Below are 19,159 nucleotides of genomic sequence, written 5' to 3' on the forward strand. Positions count from 1 at the left end.
TCCGGGGCGTTTCCGATGGATTTGCGTAACCGACTACTCGAGGCGGAAGCGGGTCGTAAAGCGAACCCGGCCACCGGTGGCCACACCGTCCACCTGACGCGGGGTCAGACGGGCGCTGCGGGTGCCGCGGATCGCGGCCTGGGCAAAGCCCATACCACTGGGATCCTCGGAAACCACGTTGCAGTCACTGACGCTGCCGTTGGCCTGAACCTGGCAATCCAGGGTCACGGAGCCTTCCTCGACGTTGCGCTGCATGGCGCGGTCAGGGAAGTCACCAGCCGGACGACGCGCCCAGGCGGGGTTGGTCACGACGGCCGGACGCGGCGGCGCGGGCGGTGCCGGCGGAGGCGGCGGACCGGGGACGATCACGGGCGGGCCCGTATACTCGACGCGGTCTTCCTTCTTCGTCGGCTCGATCGGCAGCGTGACCGGCGGCGGCGGTGCCTGGGTATTGAGCACCGGTTCCCTCACCTGAAGCTTCGGCGGGGGCGGTGTGTCAGGCGGCGGCGGCGGCGGCGGCGGCGGCGGCGGAGGCGGCGCGGGTTCGATCAGCTCCACATCGACGGCGTCGTCGACGTAGTTGAACTCCTTCAACACGAACTTCTCGTTGTAGAGCCAGAGACCCGCCATCAGGTGGATGATGACCGACATGGTGATGCCGATGATCGCGCCTGTGGAGAGGCCCTTTTTCTTCTTACGCGGCGGATCCAGAATCGGATCGCGATGGGCGTGGGTTTCAGCTGTCATACTCTCGACCGACCCCTAGGATGATTGGTCTTCGCCGACCAGAGCAACGCTGTAGAAGCCGTTGTCCTGGAGAGCATTCATGACCTGCATGAAGTCACCGTACCGCGTCTGCTGGTCCGCGCGGATGAAGATCCGCTCTTCGGCCGGGTTCCGGCGACCAATCTGGGTCGTCAGGTCCGCACCGAGGCTGCCGACATCGGTCCTGAAGTCGCCGATGAAGACATCGCCGTCGTTCTGGATCGAGATAAACACCGGCTTCGGCGGATTCTGGGCGGGCGGCGCGACGGCTCGCGGAAGGGTCACCGGCACCGACACGGTGGCGAGCGGGGCCGCCACCATGAAGATGATCAGGAGAACGAGCATGATATCAACGAAAGGGGTGACGTTGATGTCGGAGTTCGCCTCGACGTGATACTTCCCGCCGCCGGAACCTGAAAGCTTGGCGGCCATCCGTCTTACGCTCCCTTGTCGAGTTGACGCGAGATGCCGTTGATCAGTTCAGCGTTGAAGCCGTCCGACCGCGTGCCGTAGCTCGCAATCCGGGTGTTGAAGTAGTTGTAGAAGATAACCGCCGGGATAGCGGCGAAGAGGCCGATACCGGTGGCGAGCAGGGCCTCAGCGATACCGGGAGCCACGACCGCCAGGTTGGTGGTGTTGGACTCGGCGATGCCGATGAACGAGTTCATGATCCCGTAAACGGTACCGAACAGACCCACGAACGGTGCGGTCGACCCGGTCGAGGCCAGGAACTGCTGACCGCCCGAGAGGCGCCCTGCCATACCGGCCTGGACTGCCGCGACGGCGGTCTGGGCGCGGAGCAGGGCCGAGTCACGGTGATCACCGGTGACGCTCAGTCCAGCTTGACGCGACAGTTCGATTTCTTCGGTCGCCGCGGCGGCCATATCGGCCAGCGGGTTACCATCGAAATCGTCCGAGGTGGCGACGCGACGCATGTCAGCGATGGTGCGGGCCCCGCGGAAAGCTTCAAGGAAGCGGTCCGTGGTGCGGCCGAGTGCGCCGAACTCAAACATTTTGATCAGCAGCAGGGTCCAGGAGAAGACCGAAGCCAGGATCAGGCCGATCATCACGACCTTAACGACCATGCCCGCGTCCATGAACATGGAGATCGGGGTAATGCCGCCGCCGCCGTGTCCGACAGTCTCTGCGACCGTTACCGGTGCATCAGCGACCGGAGCGGCTTCAGGAGCCGGGGCTGCCGCAGCGGCGTCAGCCGCCGGGGCGGTCGCGGCTGCGGGTGTTGCTGGGACCGCATCCTGCGCGAGGACCGGCGAACCCGCCATGAGCACGGCAGCGCCGGCCAGAGCGAGAAGCGTATTCTTCATTTTGCTATCGAGCATAGTTCGCCAGTTCCTGCTTTGGTCTGACTCGTGAAAGCCTAAAAGGATCGTCGCCACGAGCGCGGTCGACCCCAATTGAAAATGTCGCCCGCAGGCTCGGTCCTGAGACCATCGACTACGGAACGCCTGCTTGCGCATCCGGTTGCCTCGCGACTTCCGGCAGCGATGTCAAGCGCCCTTGATTAGCATACTCTCGGACGAGAGGCCGCTGGAATTAAGGAGCGGTAAGGCTCCTTTGAACAACCCATACCGGAGCGTCAAGTGCTGAAGGTCTCTTTTCCCCTCTGGGGGGAGTAGCTTGGCAGTTGACCGCACAATTGCGGGAAAAACCGGAGTTTGTAGCGATCCCGCCCAATGCCGGCGGCTTCCGTGCGCAATATTTTGCCACTCACCCGGCGGCAGCCCTGAGGCCGTCCGCCGCCGCGAATTCGCGCTCGGCGTCGTCTTCCGACCGGTCCCGGCCGGACGCCTGAAGGGCCGCCTCCAGAGCCGCGAACAGGCTTGCCGCAGCGATCGGCTTGGTCAGGTGACCATTCGCCCCCGCCTGCACGGCAGCCTCGGCGTGCTCGGGCATGGCATTGGCGCTCAGCGTGTAAATCGGAGTCGCTTTTTCGCCGTCGGCCACCTCACGTGCACGGATCAGCCGGATGGCGGTCAGCCCGTCCATCACCGGCATCTGCATGTCCATCAGGATCATGTCGAACGCCTCCTTCTCGAACAGGGACACGGCCTCGGCCCCGTTCTCGACGCAGGTCAGTTCGACGCCGGTGCCGTCAAACAGAAGCTCCACCACCTTGCGGTTGATCGGATGGTCTTCGGCCAGCAGCACCCGCGGGGCTCCCGCCTCCTGTGGGCGCGCCTGGGACGGGCGGCTGACCTTGGCCACGACACCCGCGGGTGCCCGGGCCAGATTCAATGTCAGGGTGAACGTCGAGCCGAGACCGGGCCGGGACTCCGCCTCAAGCTCGCCCTCCATCGCCTCGGCCAGTGCCCGGGAGATCGCCAGGCCCAGGCCCGTTCCACCGAATCGGCGGGTGATCGAACCGTCCGCCTGTTCGAAGCGCTGGAACAGCCGGGCCTTAACTTCCGCATCGAACCCAATTCCGGTGTCGGTGACAGAGATGATCACCCTGCCGTCGTCAGCCTGGATCGCATTCAGTGAAATACTGCCCTCAGAGGTGAACTTGACCGCATTGGACAGCAGATTGCTGACCACCTGGCGAATACGCACCACGTCACCGACAAAGGCCCCGGCCAGGGCCGGCGCGACCGTCAGGTTGAAGTCCAGGGCCTTCTGCCGCGCGTTCGTCTCGAACAGGGCGACGACGCTCTCAAGGCAGGCTTCCAGATCAAAGGCCTCGGCCTTCAGTTCCAGGTGGCCGGACTCGATGCGTGCCAGGTCGAGCACATCGGTCAGCAGCGTCTCCAGGGTCTCGCCGGACGTCGCGATCAGATCGACCATCTTGGCCTGTTCGGATGTCAGCTCGGTCCGGGCCAGGGCCGCATTGATGCCGATCACGCCGTTCAGCGGCGTACGGATCTCGTGACTCATATTGGCGAGGAACTCACTCTTGGAGCGGTTGGCCTCGTCCGCCAGGCGGGTCGCGGCCTTCAGGCGGCGGGCCTGTTTGATCTGCCAGAACAGGATCGCGGCCAGGAACGCGACCAGAACGACCGCCAGGGCGATGAAATAGCGCCCGAACACGAGCATGCGGGCGTCGGCCTCGGCCAGGGCGTTCGCCGAGGCGAGGGCCTTGCGTCGTTCGGCCAGCTGAACTTCGAGGCTACCGGTGACCTGATGGATGCCGCTGCTGAAGGTCTGCAGCTGCAGGACATTTTCGGTCTGATTATACTGCCGCAGCTTGACGAAGGCCTCGGCGACCCGCCCCTCGGCGAACAGGACCTCGGCCTCCGCGTTCAGCAGGGCGGCCCTGCGGGCAGCGTTTTCGCCGGCTTCGGCGTCCAGCTGCCGGACCACTTCAAAATCGCGCCGCGCGCCACGGGGGTCGCCCGTCTGGGCGCGGGCCACGGCCCGCAGGCGAAGCAGGCTTGTCGTCATGGCCGTCGGGCTCGCCAGGTCGGCGCTCACCGGTGCAATACACTGCAGGACCGCGCGCGGCTGTGCGCGGTCACTGGCCATCCGGGCACAGAGATTGACGTCCCAGAGCCGCAGGCTGTGCATCCCCGTGCGCTCGGTCAGACGATGGTGGGCGGCGGCCAGCCGGTCGGCGACCTGATATTCACCACTCAGCGAGGCCATCTTGGCGAGGTTGTAGAGGCTGTCGAAATCTGGCCGCGGATAGAGAGGGTTGGTGAACTCCACCTCGAAGCGGTTAAAGGCGGCAGCGCTGCCCTCGTAGTCATGAATCTGCATCAGCCCCATGCCGACGACTTCCCAGATGCCGGCCCGGGCCGTGTCGACCTGGGGGCCGGACATCGGAATGGCGGACTCGGCGTCGGTCAGAATTCGGAGCGCCTGGCCGGTCTGACTGTCATCAATCAGGACGAGCGCCTGGAGACGGGCGGCATGGGCCCGGGTGAACCAGTCCAGTTCGGTCGAGTGGATCCGGGCGATCTCGGGAACGGCCGTCAGGTCGCCCTGGGTGAAACGGGCCGCAAGTGTGTTCAGGCGGGCAACCACCTGATAGCGGGCATCGCTTTGGCGCGTCGCCGCGGCGGCCAGCCGCGCGTTCCATAGCTGCGCCTTCTCATAATCCGCCTGGGACTGGAACAGCCAGGCGACATGGTAGAGCCGGTTCAGCCCTTCCCGGTCATTCCGCAGCAGCGCCGCGTCCCCGAAGCGTTCCAGCGCGGCAAAGTCGGTCTGCGAGGCCCGCGCCTCGACGACGCTGGCGAGGGCCAATGTTCGGCCGGTCGCCTTGGCACGCCCGTCCGCCGCCGCCGCATCTGCGCCGGTGGGAAACAGAGACAGTCCCAGGCACAGGACGCAGAGTCGGAAAAAGAAGGACAAGACTGGAAACCCGCAAGCGAATGACTCGATGGGTCACTAGCTGCACGGTCAATGATTAAGATATCGTCGTGTGGCCGACTTATGCCGCAGCAATCAAGCCGCCCGCGCCGCGCCGGCGCGGCCCCACCGAGGGGGGACTGTTCAGCTTCGGGGGAAGTGGTGCCTGGGGGCGGATTCGAACCACCGACACGCGGATTTTCAATCCGCTGCTCTACCAACTGAGCTACCCAGGCGCGCGCACCGGCTCGCGAGAGCGGCGTCTATAGGCGAGGCTGCCGGGGGTGTCCATAGGCCTTCGGGACGAACCTGACAGCGACGTCGACGTCCGTCGTCCTCCTGCGGATCACTCGCGTTCGGCCTCGTCCTCCGCCGACCCCTCGGGACCGGCCGGAATGGCGTAACCGCCGGTGAACCAGCGCTGCAGATCCAGGTCGGCGCAACGCTTGGAGCAGAACGGCTTGTATTCGGGCACCGCCGGGCGTTGGCGGCAGATCGGGCAGTTGGCCATCATCAGTCCTCTTCGATGCGTGCGGCCCCGGGGTCGAGACCCGGCACGACCCGCAGCGCGGCGCGCGGGCCCAGCCGGGCCACCAGCGGCGCGGCGATGGCGGCCTCGTCCGGCGCGCAGGCGGCGGTGAACCGCGGCGTCGCCGTATCGTCCAGCAGGCGATGACGCAAGGCGCGCACCGTGTCCAGCGCCCGGTCCTCGACCGTCCGGCCCAGCACCGCCTCGATCGGCCGCAGCCGCCATGGCAGCGACAGCGACAGCACGCCGAATCGATTGACCGGACCGATCGCGACGGCCGGATCGCCGCCGAAGACCGATTTGGCCGTGCGCTGGATCATCTCGCCGTCCTGACCGGTGCCGATCAGATCGATGGCCACCAGCCCGCCCCAGCCCTTGAGCCGGATCAACCGGGCCGCCTGCACCAGGCCCTCGCGATTGGCCCGCTCGCGGCCCTTGCGGACATCGCGTCCGGCAACGGGGGCATGGTCAATATCCACGGCGACGAGCGCCCGGGTACGCTGCACCGCCAGGTCCAGCCCGATCGCAGGCACCACCATCGTCTCGCCCAGGGCGACCTCGACGGCCTCGCGTCCGGCCGCGATCGCCGCCAGACCCGTCTCCACATCCACGTCAGGCGCAAGCCTGGCGAGCCGGGCAACCACATCAGGTCCCGCCTCAAGCAGACGCGGAGGGCCCTCCCCTGGCCCGAGATGGCGCAGCACCGGCCCCTTGCCGTCACGCGGCTCGGTCGTGACCTCGACTGCAATCCGGTCGCCGTTGCGGATCGTGACCTCGCGGGCCAGCGGCAGAAAGCCCGCCGGATCGCCCGCGCCCAGGTCGACAAAGGCCCCGCGCAGGCCCGCCGCCACCTCGATGACGCGGCCGACGCAAAGCGCGCCCAGCCGGTGCTGGGCCACATCGCTGTCGCGCTGGATCAGAAGATGTTCGGGCAGACCGTCCCGGAAGACCATGCCCCGGGTCTCGCCGGGCATGGCGTCGAGGAAGACCTCGACTGTCGCGCTCACGACCGCCGCCAGCCCATACCGGCCAGCAGATTGACCGTCTCGGGCAAGGGCAGGCCCATCACCGCCGGATGGCTGCCGACGATGCGCAGGATGAAGGCCCCGGCCGGGCCCTGGATGCCGTAGCCCCCGGCCTTGCCGCGCCAGTCACCGGTGGCGACATAGGCGGCGATCTCCGGCTCGGACAGGCATTTGACGCTGACCCGGGTATCGACGACCCGGCTGATGATCCTGTCGTCGACCGCCACAGCCACAGCCGTGAACACCCGGTGATTGCGACCGGACAGCTGGCGCAGGAAACGGGCGGCCTCGGCCTCATCGGCGGGCTTTTCCAGCAGCCGACGGCCCAGGGCCACCACCGTATCGGCGGCGATGACCACAGCGTCCGGCGACCGGGCCGCCACGACAGCCGCCTTGGTCCGCGCCAGCCGCACGGCCAGACGCGTCGGCGTCTCGTCCTTCATCGGGGTTTCATCGATGTCGGCGGGGTCGATGCGATCGGGCACAATCCCGATCTGCGCCAGCAACTCAATCCGGCGCGGACTGGCCGACGCCAGGATCAGGTCGGGGCGTACCCCGGAGGCGGGCATGTCGCCCCGCCCCTATTTGAAGCGATAGGTGATGCGGCCCTTGGTCAGGTCATAGGGCGTCATCTCGACCAGCACCTTGTCACCGGCCAGCACGCGGATGCGGTTCTTGCGCATCTTGCCGGCGGTGTGGGCGATGATCTCGTGGTCATTCTCGAGCGTCACGCGAAACGTGGCGTTCGGCAGCAGTTCGCTGACGACACCGGGAAACTCGAGCAGTTCTTCCTTAGCCATGCGGCCTCTCGCGCCCAGAAAATACGGTTCGCGACCCACACCGGGCGGAGTGTGAGCCAAAAAGAGGGCGCCTCATGCACCAAAATGTCGGGTTAGTCGAGTTCAGCCGCGCCGGTACAAGGCCGTCACCAAGGTGAACAGCCGCCGCGACGTCTCGTGGTCGATGGTGATCTTGCCGTCCAGCCGCGCCTTCAGCAGCTCGGCCCCCTCGTTGTGCAGGCCACGACGGCCCATGTCGACCGATTCGATCTGGCTGGGCGACGATCCGCGCAGGGCCTCGAAATAGCTGTCGCAGATCAACAGATAGTCCTTCAGCACCTTCTTCATCGGTGTCAGCGACAGCACATGGGCGCGGGCGAAATCGGGGCCGGTGATGTCGAACACCAGCCGGCTGTCCTGTAGCGACAGGGTCAGGGCATAGGGGCCGCCCTGCCCGCCGGCCGGCTCGAAGCTGTTCTTCTCGACCAGGTCGAAAATGGCCACGCGCCGCTCGTGTTCGATCTCGGCATTGGCCGCAGGCAGGGTCGCCGCGTCCAGCTCGACCGACGCCAGTCTTTGCAGATCGCTCACGCGCCGACCGCCCCGGGCCCGGCGTCATCCCCGTCATCGGCATGCACCGGCGAGACCCGGGCGGGCCAGCGTTCGGACAGGTCGGCGACCACGGCGTCGAGGCATTCCACGTCGATGCGCAGATCCCCGCCCCCGGCGAACATCAGGATGACCCGCCCGCCGGGAGCCTCACCCGGTTCGAAATCGATGGCCAGCAGTTCCAGTGGCGTCTCGGGGCTCCGTGGCAGACGGCGGCTCTTGACCGCCAGCACATCGCCGAACTGCATGGCCGCCATCACCCGCGTGCCGCCGCACTCCCAGCAGAACCGGCTGAGCGCGATGGTCACCGTGCGTGCGCCGGGTGCCCAGGTCACATCGGCCGGACGCAGGATCGCGTCCTGCAGGGCCGCCGACATGATCTGAAGGTCGATCGCATCCTCGGCCAGCAAGCGCAGCGGCGGTGGCGGTGTCGCGGGCACCGGGGGGACGGTGTCAGTGTTCATGGCCGTCTCCCCGGAGCCGGCGGATATCCGCCCCGCAGGCGCTCAACTTCTCTTCCAGCCGTTCGAAGCCGCGGTCCAGATGGTAGACCCGGCCGACCGTCGTCTCGCCCTGCGCCGCCAGACCGGCAATGACCAGGCAGACCGAGGCCCGCAGGTCGGTGGCCATGACCGGCGCCCCGTGCAGGACCTCGACGCCGGTCACCCGCGCTTCGCCGGCATGGACCGAGATCTCGGCCCCCAGACGCATCAGCTCGGGCGCGTGCATGAACCGGTTCTCGAAGATGTTCTCGTGAATGACGCTCTCGCCCTCGGCCAGGGTCATCAGGGCCATGAATTGCGCCTGCAGGTCCGTCGCGAAGCCGGGATAGACCTCGGTGGTGACATTGACCGCCTTCAGCCGCACGGCCGGGTCGCGGCGGACGATGACCCCGTCCCCGCTCGGGATCACCTCGACCCCGGCCTCGACCAGACGGGCGGTCAGGGCGTCGATCAGACCGGGCCGGGCGCGCGTCAGCCGTACCTCGCCCCCGGCCATCGCCGCGGCGACGGCATAGCTGCCCATCTCGATCCGGTCGGGAATCACCGACCAGGTCGTGCCGTCCAGCGAAGTCACGCCGGTAATCGTCAGCACATCGGAGTCGATGCCCTCGATCTTCGCGCCCATGGCCACCAGGCAGCGCGCCAGGTCACCGATCTCCGGCTCCCGGGCCGCGCGGCGCAGCACCGTCGTGCCCCTGGCTAGCACGGCAGCCAGCAACGCATGTTCGGTCGCCCCGACCGAAACGAACGGGAACTCGATCTCGGCTCCGGTCAGACCATTCGGAGCGGTGGCCGTGACATAGCCCTCGTCCAGCTCGATCTCCGCGCCCAGCGCCGTCAGGGCCTGCAGGTGCAGGTCGACCGGCCGGGCACCGATGGTACAGCCGCCCGGCAGCGAGACCTTGGCCTGGCCGGTGCGCGCCAGCAGCGGGCCCAGCACATTGAACGAGGCCCGCATCTGGCGCACCAGATCATAGGGGGCGAAGGTCGAGGTGATCTCGCGGGCATGGAACAGGGTTTCCTGCCCGTCGGCCCCGTCCCGCTCGGTGACCTCGACGCCGAACTGGCGCAGCAGCTGACCCAGGAATTTGGTGTCCGCCAGGCGCGGCATGTTGGTCAGCAGCAGGGGCTGGTCGGTCAGAATCGACGCGGCCATCAGCTTGATGGCGGAATTCTTGGCACCGCTGATAGGGATGGTCCCGTTCAGCTGGTTGCCGCCCTGGATGGCGATACTGTCCATTGGATCCTTGAAGCGCCCGCCGCGGGGGCGCCGGGGGGTGGCTATCTAGCCCGGAGGCCGGTCAGAGCGAAAGTCCTCGCGCACGCGTGGCGATGACTTTCAGTTCCGATCCTTGACGGGCCGCAGCGGCGCGGCCGCCTTGCGTCGACGCAGATTGTCACGCAGCGCCGCCGCCAGCCGCGCATTGCGCGCGGTCAGGGCCGCGGAAGGCGGCGCTGCGGGGGTTTCAGCGGGAATGACCGGCGGCTTCGACATGACCACCATCAGAGACCGGGCGAAACTTTTGTTCAAGCCTTGGAAAAGAAGGCTTCCCCCCCGGGAGTGGTTTGGCTATACGGCCGCTTCCTCAGATTTCGCCGCCGTAGCTCAGTGGTAGAGCGCATCCTTGGTAAGGCTGAGGTCGTGGGTTCGATTCCCCCCGGCGGCACCATCTGAGATCCCGGCGGGGCCTGACATTCGTGTCAGGCCCCGTTCGGCGTTCAGGGCCCTCTCTCAACAGCCGACCCGAATTGCGCGGCCCCCTCCGCCTGGAGGTCACCCGCCACCGGTTCGACAGGCTTCGGACAACGGTGTTAGGTTGCCGACACCGCGCAGGGGCGCACCCTTATTCAAGGAATATCCAATGTTTAAAGTCTTGGCTCGTCGCGCCTTCATGGCCGCCGCCGTCTCGGCAGTCGCCCTGGGCAGCATGGCCTTCCAGTCCAATGATGGTCAGGACCGCCACGTCCGCATCACCAATGCGACCGGTGTGACCATGACCCATTTCTGGGCTTCCAGCGCCGGCGAGGAAAACTGGCAGGAAGATATCCTCGGCTCCGACGTCCTCCCCAACGGTTCCGCCGTCCGTATCAACATCGACGACGGCTCGGGGGCCTGCGTCTATGACTTCCGGGCCCGCTTCGCCGACGGTGACGTGCTGGAGCGCTATCGCATCAACGTCTGCCGCGTCAGCGAGTACCGCTACTCCGCCGGCTGACCCGTCGGCCTGCCCTTCTGGGCGGGTCCATCGTCAGAAATCAGGGTCGCGCTCGTCAGGGCGTGGCCGTTTTTCGTGCCGGATGACTCAGTCGCGGCCCGGCCGGGCTGAAAAATCGGGGTGTCGCCACGGCGGGGTCGAGCGCCGGTCCCGGGTTTCGATGGCAGTCGGTCCATCGATCCGTTTGCCCGGCGCGGCATGGCCGATGTCGCTGAAATAGGGATCGCCATTGCCGTAGCCCGCCCCGTAGCCGTAGCCGTAACCGAAACCGGGCGAATAACCATTGCCGTACCCGTAAACGGGATAGCCGTTCTCGATCTGCCGGTAGCTGAGACTCAGCCGCCCGGTCTCGCCCACAGGCAGGGAAACGGCGACGCCATAGTCGCGATAGCCGCCGGTGCCGACGCCGACGCTGAACTGGCTGTGCATCTGGCGGTCGTCGACCGATCCGGAGCCGGCCGACTCGGCAAACGGCAGGGTCCCCGGCGAGCGGTCGTCGATCCAGCGGGCGATTTGCTGATCGGTGGTCAGGCCGTGCGGCGCGGCCGCCTGGGCCGCAGCAGCCGGCGATGCCGCCTCGGGCATGTCAGTGGCGTCCAGTTGGACGGTTGTGGCCGGGGCGGTGGCCACCACGCCGTCGGGATCATTGCCCGCCAACACGGCGACGGCGGCGAATAGGCTGACCGTCAACATAGGCGATACTCCCGGATGCGAACGCCATCCTAGCCCTGATTGCGGCCAAGGTCAGGCGATACCGTCGCCGCGGCCCAGCGGATCCGGCAGGGGCTCGCCCGCGACCACGAAGGTCAGGGCCACCGAATTGATGCAGTAGCGCGCGCCGGTTGGCGGCGGCCCGTCCGGAAAGACATGGCCCTGATGGCTGTCGCAGCGGGCGCAGCGGGTCTCGGTCCGCACCATGCCGAACGCGGCGTCGTGCACGGCACTCACATGCTCGGGATCGACGGGTTCGGTGAAACTGGGCCAGCCGGTACCACTTTCGAACTTGGTGCCGGTGCGAAACAGCGGCAGGCCGCACTCGCGGCAACAGAACACCCCCGTCCGTGTCTCGCCCAGCAGGGTGCCACAGAACGGCGCTTCCGTGCCATGGGCCAGCAACACCCGCGTCTCCTCCGGCGACAGGTCGGCTTCCAGCCTGGCGCGCTCGGCGGTGTCGGGGGGCGTCAGGTCGAAACCGGCGGCAGAACGACGGGACGAAGCGGTGGGAGTCGGGGTCTGGGTCATGCCCCAGACATGGGAAGGGCCGGACGGGGGTTCCACCCCATCCGGCCCGACTTTCGTCAACGTCCCGCGCTCAGGCAGCGCGATAGCGCCCTAGAACAGCGTTCCGACCCACGTCCGCACGGCAACCTCATCCGCCGGATTACCGGTGAAGGTCAGGCCCTCGGCCGGGGTGAAGGGCTGATGGCTCGGGCGCTGGCGCGAGGTCCAGGCCTTGTGGCCGTAGCTCAGGTCCGAATAGTTCGACGGCAGCCGCACATTGGTCCGCTCGATGAAGATCGAATCGGTGGCCGTGGTGGCCCCGACCAGTCGCACGTTCGGCAGACGGGTCAGCAGGTCCAGCGTGTCCAGGCAACCGCCCGAGCAACCACTGTCGACCAGAACCACGACCGGGCCCTGGACCGGGTTCGGTGCGCCCGTATCCTGCACGGCCGGACGGCCGGCCAGGGTGAACAGCGGCTGGTTGGCCTCAAGTGCGGCGTCGAACGCCGCGATGATGGCCCGCGTCTCCTCGATCACCGGACCACTTTCCTGGACGAAGCGCGGATCGGCTTCCATCCGGGCCAGGGTCTCGACGAACCACTGGCGATTGCCCGCCGTGGCCCGATAGGTGATCTCGCCCGCCGCCGGCTGACGGCTCACCGTGAACTCGGGGGTCCAGATGCGGTTGGCCAGGCCATAGCCCCGCGTGGTCGAACGGTACGACTGGCCCGAGGCCCCGCGCAGATCCAGCACGAAACCCTGCGGGCCGTGCAGCGACGCGATATCGCCCTCGATCTGGGCGTTGAACGCATCCCAACCGGCGCTGTCGGCGAAGGAATGGACATGGACCCACGGCCGGCCGTTGACCTGTTCGACCGCCAGCGGCGTCGCGGGCGGCATATAGACCGTGGCGCGGTAGGCTTCCTCGATCGCACCCGGCTCGATCGGCTGGGGACGCAGGTCATAGTCTCGCGAACGACGGCCATTCTTGAACTTGCAGGAGCCCGGGACGCCGCCGGTCCACTGGTTGTTTCGGTTCCACAGCAGGTAGGGGGCGCTGCGCACGCGTCCGGCCTCGGTGGTCAGGTCGCCTTCCCAGCGATCCAGACGCGCCATGGCCATTTCCTCGGCAGTCCGACCCTGGCATTCAACCAGCACGGCACCGACCGGCGGCGCGCCGCGCACACCCGGCTTCACATAGGTTACCTCATAGGCCCCGTTGCGCCAGCCGGTGGTGAATCCGGGCCAGCCGGTTACGAAATAGGGACCCAGGCCTTCAAAGGTCGGGGTGATGTCGATGTTCGAATCCCGGAAGCCCGCCCCGTAGTAGCGCATCAGATAGGCATGGGCGTCGCCGCTGTTGACCTGCGCGGCCTTGGCCAGGGAATCGGCGAGACCGGCGTCGAGCCAGGCGCGGAAGGTCTGGCTGGCCGGCCCCGGGAGCACCGCTGCGGGGTGGTTGTCGCGCAGGGCGTCGTGGGCGGCGGTCAGGTCCTGGCGAGCCAGGGCGCGGAAGTCCTGAGCCGAGGCGGCTCCGGCGCAAACGGCAAGCGCAAGACCGGCGGCCGAGGCAGTGAGTAGGCGTTGCATCAATCTGGACTCCAGGAACCGTCACGGGAAGGTAAGCGAGTTAAAGCCGATCCGGGGCAGGCTTGCCAAGCCCGAACCCCGACGGGGCGAACACCCGCCCATGTTTACTCCCAAGCGAACGCGGCCTAATCGGGGCGGTCGCTTCACGCAAAGATCACGTTCAGTTCAGAACGCGCTTCGGGCTTACGCATGTTTTCAAAGATATTGATCGCCAATCGCGGCGAGATCGCCGTCCGCATCATCAAGACCGCCAAACGCATGGGCATCCGCACCGTGCAGGTCTATTCCGAGGCGGACGCGGGCTCTCTGGCGGTCCAGATGGCCGACGAGACCATCCTGATCGGCCCGGCACCGGCAGCCCAGTCCTATCTGCTGGAAGACAGGATCGTCGACGCCGTGCGTCAGTCGGGGGCCGAGGCGGTTCACCCCGGATTCGGCTTCCTGTCCGAGAATTCCGGCTTCGCCCGCCGCCTTGAATCCGAAAACATCACCTTCATCGGCCCCAATCCGCACGCCATCGAGGCGATGGGCGACAAGATCACCTCGAAGAAATTCGCCGCCGAGGCCGGGGTCTCGACCGTGCCGGGTCACATGGGGCTGATCGACACCACCGACTATGCCGTCCAGATCGCCAACGAGATCGGCTATCCGGTGATGATCAAGGCGTCCGCCGGCGGTGGCGGCAAGGGCATCCGCGTCGCCCATTCCGACGATGACATGGCCGAAGGCTTTGCCGCGGTGAAGGCTGAGGCCCTGAACGCGTTCGGCGACGACCGTGTCTTCATCGAGAAATTCATCGTCAATCCGCGCCACATCGAGATCCAGGTGCTGGGCGACAAGCATGGCGGCCTGGTCCATCTGTTCGAACGCGAATGCTCGATCCAGCGTCGCAACCAGAAGGTCATCGAGGAGGCTCCCTCCCCGCTGCTCGACGACAAGACCCGTCGCGCCATGGGCGAACAGGCCATCGCCCTGGCCCGGGCCGTCAACTACGACAGCGCCGGCACCGTAGAATTCGTCGCCGGGCAGGACAAATCCTTCTATTTCCTCGAGATGAACACCCGGCTTCAGGTGGAGCATCCGGTCACCGAGCTTATTACCGGCATCGATCTGGTCGAGCAGATGATCCGGTCCGCTGCGGGCGAGCGCATGGCGTTCGGCCAGGACGACCTGAAGATCAACGGCTGGGCGATCGAGAGCCGCATCTACGCCGAGGACCCCTATCGCGGCTTCCTGCCGTCGATCGGCCGCCTGATCCGCTACGAACAGCCCGAGGAAGGCCCGCAGGACGGCCCCGGCGGGCCCTATGTGGTGCGCAACGACTCCGGCGTCCGCGAGGGCGACGAGATTTCGATGTTCTACGATCCGATGATCGCCAAATTGTGCGCCTGGGCTCCAACCCGGGCCGGGGCCGTGGCCGGCATGTCGCGGGCGTTGGAGGACACCCACCTGGAGGGCGTCGGCCACAACGTGCCCTTCCTCGCCGCGGTGATGGACCAGGACCGCTTCCGCTCGGGCCAGCTGTCGACCGCCTATATCAAGGATGAGTTCCCGGACGGCTTCCACGGTGCGCCGGCCGGGCCGCTGCAACGCGACATCCTCGTCGCCACCGGCATGGCGATGCATGAAATCGTCTCGGACCAGTCCGGCGACCCGTCCGACCGCATCGACTGGATCGTCCAGCTGGACCGCGAACCGGTTCCCGTCAGCCTCGGCTATGACGACGACGAGGCCCTGGTGCTCGACGTCGACAACGGCGACCGTCTGTTGCGCCTCAGCGAGATCGACTGGCGACCCGGCCTGGCCCAGTTCCGCGCCGTGCTCGACGACCAGCCCTTCACCGCCGAGATCAGGCGTGTCGCCGACGGCTGGGACATCCGCACCCGCGCCACGAAGGCCCGCGTCCGGGTCATGACCCCACGGATCGCCGACCTGTATGCCCGTCTGCCGGAGAAGGTCGCCGCCGACACCTCGAAACTGGTGCTGTCGCCGATGCCCGGCCTGGTCGTCTCCATTGCCGTCGTCCCCGGCCAGGAGGTCAAGACTGGCGAGACCGTGGCCATCATCGAGGCGATGAAGATGCAGAACATCCTCAAGGCCGAGCACGACGGCGTCGTGAAGACCGTCAGCGCCAAGGCTGGCGACCCGGTGGCCGCGGATGATGTGCTGGTTGAGTTCGCATAGGCTCCGCCCAGCGCGCGCTCTCCATGCGGGGCGCGCCAGTGGCGTCCAGCGTCAGCCTCGGTAGCGGGATCGGCTCCCCGCAGCCGCCGCAATAGCCGGGCTCGTCGGTGGCAATTCGTCCCGGAGCGGCAGTGCTCATCGCCTGACGTTGCATGGCCTCACCGCGCGACAGCCGGCCCACGCTCTGCTGTTCCAGATCAACGGCCTTGCGGTCGCCGTCGGACGGGGCGTCCGCCGCGGCGGCTCACGGCGTGCAGGCCGGTGCCACCGTCTTCATGGGCAAACCGTAAGCTGACCGACCGGACAAAATCTGTGAGGGTACGACGTCAAGCGGAGGAATTTTCATGCGTTTCGTCATTCTGGCAGCGGTTGCGACGTCTCTTGCAGGCTGCGCGACCCTTCCCCGGTCGATGAGCGCCGACACCGACTTCGTCCCCTGCGCCGACGCCGACAGCCACCCGGCCCTGGCCGGTTCGCTCTGCGCCCTGACCCGGGCCCCGCTGTCTTACACCGCCGCTGATGCCGGTGAGGTCGAGCTGTTTGTCCGCCAGTTCCCAGCCGAGGGTCGCCGCCTCGGGCAGGTCTGGCTGATCGCGGGTGGCCCGGGCGAATCCGGGGCCGGCTTCTATGCCCTGATCGACCGCTTCCACAGCAGCTTCCCCGGCCATGACCTGATGGTGCCCGACCATCGCGGCACCGGCCGTTCCAGCCGCATCTGCCCCGAGGACGAGGCCGAGGCCTCGCCCGGCGGGCGCGACCTGGCCGGTGCTGAATGGGGAACCTGTTTCGGCCTGCTGGAGTCGCGCGCCGCCTGGCCCCAGGCCTTCACCATCACCAACGCCGCCCATGATCTCAGCGGCCTGATGGCCCAGCATGACGGCGGTGGAAAGACCTTCCTGTACGGCGTCTCCTACGGCACCCAGCTGGTGCTACGGACCATGGTCGTCGCCCCGCCCGCGCGGCTGGACGGCATCGTGCTCGACTCCCTCGTCCCGCCCGAGGGCGACGATCAATGGGATCTCAGCCGCCGGTCGCAGGTGGTCGATGCCGTCGGTCTGCAGATGCTGGCCCGGTGCGATGCCGACGCCACCTGCCGCGCCCGCCTTGGCGGTTCGGCCGAGGCGGCGATGCGCGCGGTCGTCGATGATCCCGCCCTCGCCGCCCTGTTCCCCGGCGAACAGCCGAAGCTCTTCTTCGGCAGCCTTCTGGACAGCCCCGACGCCCGCGCCCTGATCCCGACGGTCATCGTCGGCGTTCGGGCCGGCGATACGGGCCCGCTGGAGGCCGCGCAGGGACGAATTGAGGCCCAGGCCGCCGCGTTCGCCGCCGTCGGGGCCACATCCTCCATCCCGCTGGTCGCGGTGATTTCAGCGTCCGAAAACAACGCCCGCCCCGACCTGACCCGTGCCACGGTCGCCGCCGAGGCCAGCGATCTGCTGTTCACCAGCAGTCTGCCGGGTCAGCTGGTCGGTGGTGCCGGCTACGCCTATCCCCGCGACGCCGCCTACGGCACCTCCCCGTCGCGTCTGCCGCCGGTGCTGATCCTGCAGGGCGATCTCGATCCCAAGACGCCCCTTGCCGGAGCCCGCGCCCATGCGGATCGCTTCCGCTCCGCCGGGCCGGTGCGTTTGGTCACCGTCGAGGACGCCCCTCATTTCATCCTGCTGACCGCTCCCGACTGCGCCGTGCGCGAGATGCGTGCCTTTACGCGCGGTGTCCGGGTGGGCGAGGCCGTGTGCAGTCTGAACCGTGGGCCGGTGCAGTCCGATTAACGGCTTGAAACCCCGCGATTCCGGAACCGGCAGGACCACGAGATCGTTGGGGCTCTGATCGATTGCGTATTCGATGGTCCACCAGTGAGCTACCGATGAACCGGCTTCTTCCCCTCACCACCGCGCTCGTTCTGAGTTTGGGCCTGCCCCAGGTCGCCGCCGCCCAGAATAACGGCCACGGCAATAGTGGTCACGACAAGCGCGACCGGGGCTCCGAACGGGACCCTCAGGACCGCGACGATCGCGGCAATGACCGTAGCGAGCGACGGGCCGAGCGCCGGGACGACAACCGAAATGTCCGTGTCGAGGCGCGCCGCGAGGACCGCCAGGAACGCAAGGGCGATCGCGACCGCCACGAGCGCCGTACGGAGCGGGCGGATGATCGTCGGGTCGTCATCGCCGGTGAGGATGGCCGGCCCGTTATCCTGCTGCGCCGGAATCGCGACCGCGGCCTGATCAATGGCTGTCCGCCGGGACTGGCCCGCAAGGACAACGGCTGCCTGCCGCCGGGTCAAGCCCGGCGACTGGCGACGCCGACCCGCCTCGATTCGCTGTGGAACGCCCGCAACGACGAGTTCAGCTACCGCTATGAGGACGGCTATCTGTATCGCCGCGACACCCGGGGGTCGCTGCTGGGCTATATCCCGGTGCTGGGCGGGGCCCTGTCACGCGGGAATCCTTGGCCAGCCCAGTATGACTACCAGCCGGTGCCGACCTATCTGACCAACTATTACGGCCTGAACGACCGCAGCGCCTATCGCTACGCGGACGGCACGGTCTACGGCATGGACCCGAAGACCCAGGCCATCACCCAGGTCGTCGCGCTCCTGACCGGTCAGAATCCGACCGTCGGCCAGCCGATGCCGGCCGGCTATGACATCTACAACGTCCCCAGTGCCTACCGGGACCAGTACGTCGACACGGCGTCCCGCCAGTTCCGCTACAATGACGGCTACGTCTATCAGGTCGATCCCAAGACGCGCCTGGTCCAGGCCGTCATCCAGCTTCTCACCTGATCCCGCGACCGGAGCCATCGACAATGACACGCTATCTGCGCTGGGCCCTGGCCCCTCTTGCGGTTCTGAGCCTGGCGGCCTGCGGAGGTGACGGCGGCAAGTCCGACAGCACGACCGAACCCTCGTCCCTGACCCTGGCCGCCACGCTCCAGGATGACGAGGCCTTCGGCACCCTCAAACAGGTGCTGACCAATGCCGGCCTGATCGAGGTGCTCGAGGGTACCGGACCCTATACGGTGTTCGCCCCCGCCGACGCCGCCTTCACCACGGCCGGCAGCGACACCGACTTCACCGCCGAGGCCATGCGCGCCCCGGCCGCGGCCCTGCTGCGGGCCCACATCGTGCCGGGGGCCCTGACCCGGGCCGACATTGGCGCGGCCATCGACAGCGGTGGCACCGGCACGATCCAGATGCGCACCATGGCCGACACCCTGCTGAGCTTCACGCGCGACGGCGACGCCCTGGTGGTCACCGCTCCGGACGGGGCCCGGGCGCATCTGACGGGCAGCGAGGCGCTGGTCAGGAACGGTGTCGTCCAGCCGATCGACGCCCTGCTGATCCGACCCACCCCGGTGGACTGACCGAAAGCCGAGCAGGCGATCGGCGGCCCTCCGGGCGGGGTCCGGCACGGCACCACCCCCG

Annotated in this window: 20 protein-coding genes and 2 tRNA genes; 6 read left to right on the forward strand and 16 right to left on the reverse strand. The window is 67.5% G+C overall.

Translation table 11 applies throughout. From position 1 onward, the window contains the following. Positions 1-33: 33 nt before the first annotated feature. From AACZ75_RS13050 to AACZ75_RS13110, 13 genes are all read right to left on the reverse strand, one after another. Complete coding sequence (locus AACZ75_RS13050) at positions 34-747, reverse strand: energy transducer TonB (protein WP_339873401.1); 714 nt, start codon at positions 745-747, stop codon at positions 34-36. A 15-nt stretch (positions 748-762) separates the two neighbouring features. Next, positions 763-1,197 carry a biopolymer transporter ExbD gene (locus AACZ75_RS13055; protein WP_339873403.1) on the reverse strand — a complete coding sequence of 145 codons (435 nt, stop codon included), beginning with the start codon at positions 1,195-1,197 and terminating at the stop codon, positions 763-765. Positions 1,198-1,202: 5 nt separating this feature from the next. Next, positions 1,203-2,105, reverse strand: coding sequence for a MotA/TolQ/ExbB proton channel family protein (locus tag AACZ75_RS13060; protein WP_339873552.1), 903 nt, complete (start codon positions 2,103-2,105; stop codon positions 1,203-1,205). 388 nt (positions 2,106-2,493) lie between these two features. After that, positions 2,494-5,076 (reverse strand): ATP-binding protein, encoded by a 2,583-nt coding sequence (locus AACZ75_RS13065; RefSeq protein ID WP_339873405.1) that lies wholly within the window; start codon positions 5,074-5,076, stop codon positions 2,494-2,496. A 157-nt stretch (positions 5,077-5,233) separates the two neighbouring features. Further along, positions 5,234-5,309, reverse strand: a tRNA-Phe gene (locus tag AACZ75_RS13070). Between the two features lie 110 nt (positions 5,310-5,419). Further along, positions 5,420-5,587 carry a DNA gyrase inhibitor YacG gene (gene yacG, locus AACZ75_RS13075; RefSeq protein ID WP_339873407.1) on the reverse strand — a complete coding sequence of 56 codons (168 nt, stop codon included), beginning with the start codon at positions 5,585-5,587 and terminating at the stop codon, positions 5,420-5,422. Next, positions 5,587-6,609, reverse strand: coding sequence for a ribonuclease E/G (locus AACZ75_RS13080; RefSeq protein ID WP_339873408.1), 1,023 nt, complete (start codon positions 6,607-6,609; stop codon positions 5,587-5,589). Before AACZ75_RS13080 ends, yacG begins: the two co-directional genes overlap by 1 nt. Next, the gene (locus AACZ75_RS13085; protein WP_339873410.1) at positions 6,606-7,196 is read right to left on the reverse strand and encodes a nucleoside triphosphate pyrophosphatase; all 591 of its coding nucleotides are present in this window, start codon (positions 7,194-7,196) and stop codon (positions 6,606-6,608) included. Before AACZ75_RS13085 ends, AACZ75_RS13080 begins: the two co-directional genes overlap by 4 nt. 12 nt (positions 7,197-7,208) lie before the next feature. Next, positions 7,209-7,427: a translation initiation factor IF-1 gene (gene infA, locus AACZ75_RS13090; protein ID WP_003164348.1), complete on the reverse strand. Its 219-nt coding sequence runs from the start codon at positions 7,425-7,427 to the stop codon at positions 7,209-7,211. Between the two features lie 102 nt (positions 7,428-7,529). Continuing rightward, entirely contained in the window at positions 7,530-7,997 is a 468-nt protein-coding gene (locus AACZ75_RS13095) for a UPF0262 family protein (RefSeq protein ID WP_339873412.1), read from the reverse strand. Continuing rightward, the gene (locus AACZ75_RS13100) at positions 7,994-8,479 is read right to left on the reverse strand and encodes a DUF2948 family protein (RefSeq protein ID WP_339873414.1); all 486 of its coding nucleotides are present in this window, start codon (positions 8,477-8,479) and stop codon (positions 7,994-7,996) included. The genes AACZ75_RS13095 and AACZ75_RS13100 overlap by 4 nt, the downstream gene beginning before the upstream one ends. Further along, positions 8,469-9,758 (reverse strand): UDP-N-acetylglucosamine 1-carboxyvinyltransferase, encoded by a 1,290-nt coding sequence (gene murA / locus AACZ75_RS13105; RefSeq protein ID WP_339873416.1) that lies wholly within the window; start codon positions 9,756-9,758, stop codon positions 8,469-8,471. Before murA ends, AACZ75_RS13100 begins: the two co-directional genes overlap by 11 nt. Positions 9,759-9,857: 99 nt before the next feature. Further along, the gene (locus AACZ75_RS13110; RefSeq protein ID WP_339873418.1) at positions 9,858-10,013 is read right to left on the reverse strand and encodes a hypothetical protein; all 156 of its coding nucleotides are present in this window, start codon (positions 10,011-10,013) and stop codon (positions 9,858-9,860) included. A gap of 100 nt (positions 10,014-10,113) precedes the next feature. Here AACZ75_RS13110 and AACZ75_RS13115 point away from each other — a divergent pair. Further along, positions 10,114-10,188: transfer RNA gene (locus AACZ75_RS13115), tRNA-Thr, on the forward strand. A gap of 192 nt (positions 10,189-10,380) precedes the next feature. Further along, positions 10,381-10,734 carry a hypothetical protein gene (locus AACZ75_RS13120; protein ID WP_339873419.1) on the forward strand — a complete coding sequence of 118 codons (354 nt, stop codon included), beginning with the start codon at positions 10,381-10,383 and terminating at the stop codon, positions 10,732-10,734. Between the two features lie 87 nt (positions 10,735-10,821). Here the strand turns inward: AACZ75_RS13120 and AACZ75_RS13125 are convergent, their stop codons facing one another. The 3 genes from AACZ75_RS13125 to AACZ75_RS13135 form a co-directional block, all read right to left on the reverse strand. Next, positions 10,822-11,427 carry a hypothetical protein gene (locus tag AACZ75_RS13125; RefSeq protein WP_339873420.1) on the reverse strand — a complete coding sequence of 202 codons (606 nt, stop codon included), beginning with the start codon at positions 11,425-11,427 and terminating at the stop codon, positions 10,822-10,824. Between the two features lie 51 nt (positions 11,428-11,478). After that, positions 11,479-11,976, reverse strand: coding sequence for a peptide-methionine (R)-S-oxide reductase MsrB (msrB, locus tag AACZ75_RS13130; RefSeq protein WP_339873422.1), 498 nt, complete (start codon positions 11,974-11,976; stop codon positions 11,479-11,481). A 90-nt stretch (positions 11,977-12,066) separates the two neighbouring features. After that, a complete protein-coding gene (locus AACZ75_RS13135; RefSeq protein ID WP_339873424.1) occupies positions 12,067-13,545 on the reverse strand; it encodes a hypothetical protein in 1,479 nt (492 codons plus the stop codon). Between the two features lie 189 nt (positions 13,546-13,734). Here AACZ75_RS13135 and AACZ75_RS13140 point away from each other — a divergent pair, with 189 nt between their 5' ends. From AACZ75_RS13140 to AACZ75_RS13155, 4 genes are all read left to right on the forward strand, one after another. Further along, entirely contained in the window at positions 13,735-15,729 is a 1,995-nt protein-coding gene (locus AACZ75_RS13140) for an acetyl/propionyl/methylcrotonyl-CoA carboxylase subunit alpha (protein ID WP_339873426.1), read from the forward strand. A 344-nt stretch (positions 15,730-16,073) separates the two neighbouring features. Beyond that, on the forward strand, positions 16,074-17,501 hold the full coding sequence (locus AACZ75_RS13145) for an alpha/beta fold hydrolase (protein WP_339873428.1): 1,428 nt from the start codon (positions 16,074-16,076) through the stop codon (positions 17,499-17,501). A gap of 95 nt (positions 17,502-17,596) precedes the next feature. Further along, a complete protein-coding gene (locus AACZ75_RS13150; protein WP_339873430.1) occupies positions 17,597-18,517 on the forward strand; it encodes a hypothetical protein in 921 nt (306 codons plus the stop codon). Positions 18,518-18,540: 23 nt separating this feature from the next. Continuing rightward, positions 18,541-19,098, forward strand: coding sequence for a fasciclin domain-containing protein (locus AACZ75_RS13155; protein ID WP_339873432.1), 558 nt, complete (start codon positions 18,541-18,543; stop codon positions 19,096-19,098). Positions 19,099-19,159 lie beyond the last annotated feature (61 nt).

The organism is uncultured Brevundimonas sp. (assembly GCF_963975535.1).
Taxonomy (GTDB): domain Bacteria; phylum Pseudomonadota; class Alphaproteobacteria; order Caulobacterales; family Caulobacteraceae; genus Brevundimonas.

What these genes read in the sequence shown, in the direction of transcription:
- msrB (WP_339873422.1), bottom strand. Translation starts at nt 11,976, where the DNA reads ATGACCCAGACCCCGACTCCCACCGCTTCGTCCCGTCGTTCTGCCGCC.
- AACZ75_RS13100 (WP_339873414.1), bottom strand. Translation starts at nt 8,479, where the DNA reads ATGAACACTGACACCGTCCCCCCGGTGCCCGCGACACCGCCACCGCCG.
- AACZ75_RS13120 (WP_339873419.1), top strand. Translation starts at nt 10,381, where the DNA reads ATGTTTAAAGTCTTGGCTCGTCGCGCCTTCATGGCCGCCGCCGTCTCG.
- murA (WP_339873416.1), bottom strand. Translation starts at nt 9,758, where the DNA reads ATGGACAGTATCGCCATCCAGGGCGGCAACCAGCTGAACGGGACCATC.
- AACZ75_RS13140 (WP_339873426.1), top strand. Translation starts at nt 13,735, where the DNA reads ATGTTTTCAAAGATATTGATCGCCAATCGCGGCGAGATCGCCGTCCGC.
- AACZ75_RS13150 (WP_339873430.1), top strand. Translation starts at nt 17,597, where the DNA reads ATGAACCGGCTTCTTCCCCTCACCACCGCGCTCGTTCTGAGTTTGGGC.
- AACZ75_RS13125 (WP_339873420.1), bottom strand. Translation starts at nt 11,427, where the DNA reads ATGTTGACGGTCAGCCTATTCGCCGCCGTCGCCGTGTTGGCGGGCAAT.
- AACZ75_RS13050 (WP_339873401.1), bottom strand. Translation starts at nt 747, where the DNA reads ATGACAGCTGAAACCCACGCCCATCGCGATCCGATTCTGGATCCGCCG.
- AACZ75_RS13110 (WP_339873418.1), bottom strand. Translation starts at nt 10,013, where the DNA reads ATGTCGAAGCCGCCGGTCATTCCCGCTGAAACCCCCGCAGCGCCGCCT.
- AACZ75_RS13085 (WP_339873410.1), bottom strand. Translation starts at nt 7,196, where the DNA reads ATGCCCGCCTCCGGGGTACGCCCCGACCTGATCCTGGCGTCGGCCAGT.
- AACZ75_RS13055 (WP_339873403.1), bottom strand. Translation starts at nt 1,197, where the DNA reads ATGGCCGCCAAGCTTTCAGGTTCCGGCGGCGGGAAGTATCACGTCGAG.
- AACZ75_RS13155 (WP_339873432.1), top strand. Translation starts at nt 18,541, where the DNA reads ATGACACGCTATCTGCGCTGGGCCCTGGCCCCTCTTGCGGTTCTGAGC.
- infA (WP_003164348.1), bottom strand. Translation starts at nt 7,427, where the DNA reads ATGGCTAAGGAAGAACTGCTCGAGTTTCCCGGTGTCGTCAGCGAACTG.
- AACZ75_RS13135 (WP_339873424.1), bottom strand. Translation starts at nt 13,545, where the DNA reads ATGCAACGCCTACTCACTGCCTCGGCCGCCGGTCTTGCGCTTGCCGTT.
- AACZ75_RS13145 (WP_339873428.1), top strand. Translation starts at nt 16,074, where the DNA reads ATGCGTTTCGTCATTCTGGCAGCGGTTGCGACGTCTCTTGCAGGCTGC.
- AACZ75_RS13060 (WP_339873552.1), bottom strand. Translation starts at nt 2,105, where the DNA reads ATGCTCGATAGCAAAATGAAGAATACGCTTCTCGCTCTGGCCGGCGCT.
- yacG (WP_339873407.1), bottom strand. Translation starts at nt 5,587, where the DNA reads ATGATGGCCAACTGCCCGATCTGCCGCCAACGCCCGGCGGTGCCCGAA.